Genomic DNA, 7,806 nt, shown 5'->3' on the forward strand with positions numbered 1-7,806 from the left:
AAAGGTTAACCTCAGAAAAAGTTATTCGCAGAAAAGTTACTCGCAGAAAAGTTAATTACTGAAACAAGTTAATCACAGAAATTGGAGAACGTCTTATGCAGACATTCAAGAAATCTTTAGTCTTCACTGCAATGGCCGCGGCAAGTAGTGCTGCTCTGGCCGCAGAATCAGAAAAACCGAATATTGTTGTCATTGTTGGCGATGATGTGGGCTTTGCCGATACTCAGCCTTATGGCTCAGAAGCCAATACACCAAACCTAATGGCGCTGGCTGAAGAGGGGGTTAAGTTTACTAATTTTCACGCGTCACCAACCTCATCGGTAACGCGCTCTATGATGTTAACCGGAGCAAACAGTCACGAGGTTGGGCTAGGCACCTTCGACTATGCCGTCTATCCGGGCGCGATTGGTAAGCCGGGTTATGAAGGTTACCTCACCAAGAAAGGCGTCACGGTCGCAACGCTGCTTGAAGAGAGTGGCTATAACACTTACCTGTCTGGTAAATGGCATTTGGGACACGAGGATGGATTCTTACCGGATGATCGAGGTTTTGGTGAGAGTTACGGTATCTTAGCGGGCGGTTCGAATCACTTTAACCGAGATATGATGTTCCCGGCCAAAAACGCTGCGACAGCGGATGCGCTGCAAAAAGGCGATATTCCCGGTGTTGAAGTTGAGCCAACTTACCGCAACGGTGAAGTGGTTGAGGATAAATACAAAGGCGAGTACTCAGACCAAGTTTACACCAACGAGATCATCAAGATGATCGATAGCAAAAAAGACGACGGTAAGCCTTTCTTCGCCTACGTCCCATTCACCGGTATTCATCTACCACTGCAAGCGCCTGAGTCTGCTTATCAAGATAAAGTCGACTACTACGTTGAACATGGTTGGGACTCGGTTCGAGAAGACCGTTTTCAACGCATGAAAGAGATGGGTGTGATTCCAAAAGACGCCGATATTTCAGATCGTAATGCATTAAGCCGACCTTGGGACTCGCTCTCTGAGAAAGAACAAAAGTGGTACGGAAAGAAAATGGCTGTCGCGATGGGCATGATGGAAATGCAGGACCAACAAGTCGGTCAGATAGTCGATTACCTGAAAGAAATCGGGGAATACGATAATACTTACATCATGTACCTAGCGGATAACGGCCCAGAAGCGGCGGATATTACCGGTGAAAATATCAGTGATTTGATTCGCACATGGACAGCGCATCACTTTGACAACTCGACGGAAAACCTAGGGAAAGCCAACTCCAGCGTTTCATTAGGCCCAGAATGGGCAAGCGCATCAACCGGTGGTTTGTCTTGGTATAAAGCGTACACGGCAGAAGGCGGTATTCGAGTCCCATTCATTGTTAAGCCAGCGAAAGCGCTCTTAGAGGGCGATCAAGCGCTGCAACCCGGCACTCAAACCGATGACTTGTCACAAGTAAAAGATATCGCGGCCACCATTCTTGAAATCGCCGATGTTGAGCATCCAGGAACGGAGTACCAAGGTCGAGAAGTAGCACCAATGAGTGGTGTGAGCTTGCTGCCTTACTTCAAAGGTGAAACGGGAGAGGTGCACAGTGCCGATAATGCGATTCCATTTGAATTGTTTGGTAGTGGCATTTTGCTCAAAGGGGATTACAAGATCATCCGAATCTCTACGGGCATGGGCGGTGACAGTGAATGGCACCTGTACAACACTAAGCAGGATCCGGCTGAGCAGCATGACTTAAGAAACCAAATGCCAGACTTGTTCCTAGAGATGGTTGCTGAGTATCAAGAGTACGAAAAAGCGCAAAATATCGTCCCAGTGGATGAAGCGTGGAACCCGTTTGAGAACGTGAAATAGAGGAAATGAACCACTCGGCCAACCTAATGCCACAAGCTTGGTTGGCCGATGAACACCGTGTAAAGGAATTACGAATTGTTTTGGCTAATACAATAACTTTTACATCGAGGCACTCTTCATGACGACATTATCGCTATCAAACTTGAGTTCAATTCCGCAGTTCAATGGCAAAGCACACAGCAAACTTCAGGCGTTAGCAAAACCCATTGGGGCGGTGTGTAATATCAGTTGCACCTACTGTTATTATTTAGAAAAACAACAGCTGCTTGATTACCCAAAAGGTTCTCAATATACGATGGATGAAGTTCTGTTAGAGCGTTATATCAAGCAGTACATAGAAGGGCAGAATACGCCTGAAATCATCTTTTCTTGGCATGGTGGAGAAGCTACTTTGTTGGGGGTTGAGTACTTTCAAAAAGTCGTCGAGCTGCAGAAAAAATATTGTCCTAACCACAGTAAGATCAGCAACGATCTTCAAACCAACGGCACGTTACTGAATGATGCGTGGTGTGAGTTTTTCCAAAAGAATGACTTTATCATTGGTGTGAGCATTGACGGCCCAGAGCACTTACACAATCACTACCGCACCAACCGTGCAGGCAAAGGCACTTTTTCTCAAACAATGCGTGGTATTCACTACTTGAAGCAGCATAACGTCGAATTCGCAACCCTAAGCTGCGTGAATGATGTGACAGGTAAGTATCCACTAGAGGTCTATCGTTTTCTGCGTGATGAAGTGGGTTCGAAGCAATTACAGTTTATTCCTGTCGTCGATAAGCGTGAGGCTCATACCAACAATAAATGGTTGAGCAACCAACAAGCGATCATTCCTGTATCAGGTGAGGTTGAACCGTGGAGTGTCGGCTCTGCGCAATGGGGAGAGTTCCTCACTACCATTTTTGACGAATGGTTCGAGCATGATTTTGGTCGGGTATTAGTGCCGTACTTTGAAAATTTTGTCGGAGTGTGGATGGGCAGAGAAAGCACCATGTGTACCTTGAGTGAGATCTGCGGAAAAGGGTTAGCGGTTGAGCCTAATGGCGATGTTTATTCATGTGACCATTATGTCTTTCCTGAATTTCAGCTGGGTAATATTCAGGAACAAGCACTTTCAACTTTAGCCTTTTCGCCAAAGCAGCAGAGTTTTGGGTTCGCCAAACAGAAGTCTCTGCCGAAACAATGCCAAGCCTGTGAGTTTAAATTTGCATGCCATGGCGAGTGCCCTAAAAACCGTATCATCACAAGCCTAGATGGCGAAGCAGGGCTAAATTACTTGTGTGAAGGTTGGCTGAGCTTCTTCAAGCATATCGACCCTGTTATTAAGGACTTATTCAAAGCCAATAATATTGCGTCTCGTCTGGGGTAATGGAGTAGGCGTGAATGGATTCAATCAAGATTTAAGTTAGATAGAAGGCTCGCTAAATTGTGCGAGCCTCTTGGTATTTGGTATTTGGTAACGGGTATCTAGTCAGCCGATTCTTGGGCTGGGCTCATGGCGAGAAGAGTCTCTTCCATGGCATTGTTTAGAATCGAACGGTTACGCTGCATGGCGGCCATGAGCGTTGAGCCAAGCCATAAACCATAAAGCGTTCGAGATAGCGATTCGGGCTCTGCGATAGTGAAATCACCGGCCTCATTGCCTTCTTCAAACAGCTTTGCCATACGCAGGATTATCTTTTCTGCGCCTTCTGCCATGGTCGATTGCAACGGGTTTGCAGACCCAGATACTTCTCCCGCCAGTTTTACAACAAGACATTGGATATTGAAGTCTTCAGTCAGTTTCGACGCACACCAAAACTCGAAATAGGCTTTAACGCGGTCACGACGAGAAAGCGATTCATCACTTAAAAAGTCATCCAGCTTAGCGAGATGCTCATCAAAGTAGTTAGTAAGAAGGATCTCACCAAAGTGCTCTTTGGATTTAAAGTAGTGGTAAAAAGAACCCTTCGTGCCTTCCGCTTGGTTGATGATCTTCATCAGGCCAACACCAGCAAACCCGTGTTCATTAATAAGGCTAAATCCTGCATCGAGCATAGCTTGTCGCATGTCTTTCATTGTTCTTACTCTTTATGCTGAGAATGAGGAATAGTGTAACGAGCAACATACCAACCGTCCAGTCTAGCGCGTTAGGACGCGGTCAATAATTGACTCGTTTCGTCAAAGTAACTTTTTCTCTTATTGGCACTTCTAAGCGACAAAACTTTTTTCAAGATAAGCACATCCTATAAATCGAAAATAACAACCTTAAAGGGCCTGTTTGGTGCCTTAAAATGGCTAAATTTGGGTGTTTTAAGTTGCTGTTTTTGTTCGTTTTTAATTTGGTGTTTTCTTAAGATCGCAATGGTAGTCTTAGCTTAATTTCTTTAGGGGGCTAAATGGACACCAATAACAGCACTTATCATCACCACAATTTTGCTCAGCAAGACTTATCAGAGCTTACATTTACAGCCTGTACGTTTATCCGTTGTGATTTCAGACGTTCGAACTTACGTGATGCAACGTTTATTAACTGTAAGTTTATCGAACAAGGCGATATTGAGGGATGCCACTTCGATGTTGCAGATTTGCGTGATGCAAGTTTTCAGAACTGTCAGTTGGCGATGGCGAATTTTAGCAACGCGAATTGCTACGGTATTGAGTTACGTGATTGTGACCTGAAAGGGGCGAACTTTACTCGTGCTAACTTTGCCAACCAGGTAAGCAATAGAATGTATTTTTGCTCCGCGTATATTACGGGCTGTAACCTGTCATACGCCAACTTGGAGCAAGCTTGTTTAGAGAAGTGTGAGTTATTTGAAAACCGCTGGATAGGTACTTACCTTGGCGGAGCGTCACTAAAAGAGTCCGATCTTAGCCGAGGCGTGTTCTCGGAAGATGTATGGGGGCAATTTAGTATGCAAGGTGCTAATTTATGCCATGCTGAATTAGAAGGGTTAGATCCTCGCAAGGTAGACACATCGGGGATTAAAATCGTTGCTTGGCAGCAAGAGCAACTGCTTGAAACCATGGGTATTGTGGTGATGCCTGATTGATAGCTGTAATTTCTAACTACAGGCTATTTGGAATATGTAAGAATTCGCTATAGAAGAAAAGCCCAAAGCTAATAACTTTGGGCTTTTCCGTATTTGGTAACCAGCATTTTATAATGAATTTTTAAAAAGAGAATGCTTGGTGATAGAGAACTGATTGGTTGATTAATGCATGCCTGAGCGCATTTTGTCGGCGAGCGCAAAGAAGACAAAAACGACGAAACAGACTAGAGCAGCACACAGTGAAGTTAAGATGGTTGTGGCGTCTTTTGAAATCAATGGAATGGTGATAGAAGCTAGCGCTATCAACATAACCAAGATATGAACAATTCGACCCGGAATTGGATTTTTATGACAGAATGAAGCCCAGAGGTAACGCATTTTCAACACCAGTATAAAATTAGTGGTTTTATTCTATTTTCTTAATGAGTGTTTTGTAAATAAGTTTTCGTTATAGGTGACTGTAAATATGAACTAAGTCATCATTATATAAAATCAGTTAAATAACAGTGGTTTATCTATAGAAAAGAGAGTGCTTATCATTTTTATAAGAAAACATAGTATTCGGTATTTTGTTGGATATTAAGCTAAAATTCGCTCCGTTTTGATTTCTGGGCTTAAGGTCTCACTTATTGAGTGTTTTGTTAAGATACCGTTTGCGTATTGATTTCCGCCCTGTACATGTCAATTAGGCAGGTATCTATTTAGGGGCTGAAATTCGTTTAATGTCATTTATCAAAGAGAGTGTTCGAATTGAGAGCGCGGTAATCTTGTCTTAGATTCAGTTTGGTATACTCAAGGTTCAATCTACGAAGATGATGGAGATGATATGTCGAAAACCGCGAAGATCATGAATGAAGATAAGCTGGTTAAGAAGGCTCTAGAAGTCGGTTTTAAAATGGCAAAGTTGCAAGGTTTCGATTTGCCGAACTCATCTCAACCAATCAAGGTTAAGGCTGTTTATCTATTTCTTGTTGAAGTAAATCAAATCACTCCGTTACCAGACAGTAAGTTGGATGGTGCAAATATTAAGAAGCGCCTAGCGTTATGGATACACAACGCTTTGCCTGATAATGATCCCTTGAAGTAAACCTTTTCCAAGCTGATATTTCTGGACTCGTTTCCTCTGAGTTCATTATTCATCGATATGTTAGATAAGAAACCTAGCGAGCTCTCGCTAGGTTTTTTTGTTTTTGAGGCCGATATTTTAATAGTGGATAGCGAGTCACTGCCATTCGAAGCGTTGTTATCTACTCGATAGAATGTTCAACACTGAGAGTGTTGGTGATTTATGCCGCTTGATTGGCAATCTGAGCACATAATTTACTAATGACTCTAACCTTCTTTTGACGCTTATTCGGTTAAAGACATTTTCTTAAGATCTCCACCGATCAAATACATTAGAACTCAAAGTATTATTCAATTCATGCTGACCGCTATTAAATGTGATATAGATCACTAATTTTTGTTTTTTAAAGTTAAGGTGTTGATCTTAGTAGGGGGTAAATGCTCATAATAAAAAGGAATTTAATTAGAGTTCAAAGGAATTTCTCGGTATGATTACATCAGCGCCTTGGGTGTTGTGTCCAGAAGTGATAGAAAAAACGAGTGAAGAATGGAGTTTTCGCGAGCCCAAAGCTTCAGATGGCAACGACATTTATCGACTGATTTCAGAATGTCCGCCACTAGACACCAACTCGTCATATTGCAATTTTTTGCAATCCACTCACTTTAGTAAAACTTGTATTTTGGTTGAGAACAAAGGTGAGCTTGCGGGCTTTATCTCGAGTTATCAAAAACCGAGTGAGCCTAATGTTCTCTTTATTTGGCAAGTTGCAGTTGCCCCTCGATTTAGAGGTCACTCTTTAGCTTACAAGATGTTGAACAGCTTACTTCGTCGAGAGTGGCTGAAGAGTATAGAAGCTATTGAAACAACCATTACTAAGTCAAATCAAGCGTCTTGGGCACTCTTTAAAAAGCTAGACGCAAAAAATAGTAGCACTGGAAAAGTGACCACTTTCTTAGATGAAAATGTTCATTTTAAAGGGCTGCACGATACTGAGTATTTGTATCGAATACCCCTTAAATAATCATTAACTTATAGGAATCAAATAACGGCCTTATCATGGATATTTTTAAAAAGCAGGAATCTAACGTACGTTCATACTCGAATAGTTTTCCAGTCACTTTTGCTAAATCAAAAGGCTGCTGGCTTGAAACAAAACAAGGTGATCGTTACCTCGATTTTCTTGCTGGAGCAGGATCTCTCAATTACGGTCATAACAATCCAATACTTAAGCAAGCTTTACTTGAGTATATTGAAATGGATGGAATTACACATGGCTTGGATATGCATTCAGAAGCCAAAGCTGAATTCCTAGAAGCTCTTAGTCGCTTTATTTTGGAACCTCGAGCATTAGATTACAAAGTTCAATTTACCGGCCCGACAGGAACAAATGCGGTTGAGGCAGCGATTAAGTTGGCGAAAAAAGTAAAAAGTCGAAGCAGTATTGTTGCATTTACCAATGGTTTTCATGGTTGTACGGCGGGTGCATTGGCTGCTACAGGCAACCAACACCACAGGCAAGGTGCGGGCTCAAATCTCAACAACGTTACGCTGGAATCGATGGTTTAAAATTATTTGAAACGATGTTAACCGATAATTCCGCTGGTATGGATAAACCTGCTGCCGTTTTATTGGAAACGGTTCAGGGTGAAGGTGGGTTAAATGTCGCTTCAAATGAGTGGCTACAGAAGTTAAGCAAAATCTGTAAAGCCCACGATATCCTACTTATTGTGGATGATATTCAAGCCGGTTGTGGTCGAACAGGGCTTTGTTTCCTAATTGGATCTCAGATAGAAACGGCCAGTATGGGTGATTATTAGGCTATTTCTATCGTTTTAGGCATACCTAATCCTGTGAGCTTATTCAACGC

7 protein-coding genes and 1 pseudogene are annotated in these 7,806 nt (G+C 42.6%); 6 read left to right on the top strand and 2 right to left on the bottom strand.

Annotated features, from left to right (window positions below):
• Positions 1 to 95: 95 nt before the first annotated feature.
• Both AB4263_RS16680 and AB4263_RS16685 read left to right on the top strand, forming a co-directional pair.
• Positions 96 to 1,841, top strand: coding sequence for an arylsulfatase (locus AB4263_RS16680; RefSeq protein ID WP_372098565.1), 1,746 nt, complete (start codon positions 96 to 98; stop codon positions 1,839 to 1,841).
• 118 nt (positions 1,842 to 1,959) lie between these two features.
• The gene (locus tag AB4263_RS16685) at positions 1,960 to 3,207 is read left to right on the top strand and encodes an anaerobic sulfatase maturase (protein WP_372098566.1); all 1,248 of its coding nucleotides are present in this window, start codon (positions 1,960 to 1,962) and stop codon (positions 3,205 to 3,207) included.
• Between the two features lie 98 nt (positions 3,208 to 3,305).
• Here the strand turns inward: AB4263_RS16685 and AB4263_RS16690 are convergent, their stop codons facing one another.
• Positions 3,306 to 3,896 carry a TetR/AcrR family transcriptional regulator gene (locus AB4263_RS16690; protein ID WP_102458015.1) on the bottom strand — a complete coding sequence of 197 codons (591 nt, stop codon included), beginning with the start codon at positions 3,894 to 3,896 and terminating at the stop codon, positions 3,306 to 3,308.
• A gap of 320 nt (positions 3,897 to 4,216) precedes the next feature.
• Between AB4263_RS16690 and AB4263_RS16695 the strand changes: the two genes are divergently transcribed.
• Positions 4,217 to 4,873, top strand: coding sequence for a QnrS family quinolone resistance pentapeptide repeat protein (locus tag AB4263_RS16695; RefSeq protein ID WP_171733163.1), 657 nt, complete (start codon positions 4,217 to 4,219; stop codon positions 4,871 to 4,873).
• 162 nt (positions 4,874 to 5,035) lie between these two features.
• On the opposite strand, the gene AB4263_RS16700 is transcribed toward AB4263_RS16695, so the two are convergent.
• Positions 5,036 to 5,251: a hypothetical protein gene (locus tag AB4263_RS16700; protein ID WP_029235681.1), complete on the bottom strand. Its 216-nt coding sequence runs from the start codon at positions 5,249 to 5,251 to the stop codon at positions 5,036 to 5,038.
• 448 nt (positions 5,252 to 5,699) lie between these two features.
• Here AB4263_RS16700 and AB4263_RS16705 point away from each other — a divergent pair, with 448 nt between their 5' ends.
• The 3 genes and pseudogenes from AB4263_RS16705 to AB4263_RS16715 form a co-directional block, all read left to right on the top strand.
• On the top strand, positions 5,700 to 5,960 hold the full coding sequence (locus tag AB4263_RS16705) for a DUF5062 family protein (protein WP_017072477.1): 261 nt from the start codon (positions 5,700 to 5,702) through the stop codon (positions 5,958 to 5,960).
• A 466-nt stretch (positions 5,961 to 6,426) separates the two neighbouring features.
• Positions 6,427 to 6,960: a diaminobutyrate acetyltransferase gene (gene ectA / locus AB4263_RS16710; protein WP_010431975.1), complete on the top strand. Its 534-nt coding sequence runs from the start codon at positions 6,427 to 6,429 to the stop codon at positions 6,958 to 6,960.
• 35 nt (positions 6,961 to 6,995) lie between these two features.
• Positions 6,996 to 7,711, top strand: a pseudogene (locus AB4263_RS16715) (aminotransferase class III-fold pyridoxal phosphate-dependent enzyme); the annotation flags it as partial.
• Positions 7,712 to 7,806: the final 95 nt, after the last annotated feature.

Source organism: Vibrio sp. 10N.261.55.C5, from assembly GCF_041470505.1.
Lineage (GTDB): Bacteria > Pseudomonadota > Gammaproteobacteria > Enterobacterales > Vibrionaceae > Vibrio > Vibrio crassostreae_C.

Excerpts from the sequence above, each read along its gene's own strand:
- AB4263_RS16690 (WP_102458015.1), bottom strand. The coding sequence starts at position 3,896 with ATGAAAGACATGCGACAAGCTATGCTCGATGCAGGATTTAGCCTTATT.
- AB4263_RS16695 (WP_171733163.1), top strand. The coding sequence starts at position 4,217 with ATGGACACCAATAACAGCACTTATCATCACCACAATTTTGCTCAGCAA.
- AB4263_RS16685 (WP_372098566.1), top strand. The coding sequence starts at position 1,960 with ATGACGACATTATCGCTATCAAACTTGAGTTCAATTCCGCAGTTCAAT.
- AB4263_RS16705 (WP_017072477.1), top strand. The coding sequence starts at position 5,700 with ATGTCGAAAACCGCGAAGATCATGAATGAAGATAAGCTGGTTAAGAAG.
- AB4263_RS16700 (WP_029235681.1), bottom strand. The coding sequence starts at position 5,251 with ATGCGTTACCTCTGGGCTTCATTCTGTCATAAAAATCCAATTCCGGGT.
- ectA (WP_010431975.1), top strand. The coding sequence starts at position 6,427 with ATGATTACATCAGCGCCTTGGGTGTTGTGTCCAGAAGTGATAGAAAAA.
- AB4263_RS16680 (WP_372098565.1), top strand. The coding sequence starts at position 96 with ATGCAGACATTCAAGAAATCTTTAGTCTTCACTGCAATGGCCGCGGCA.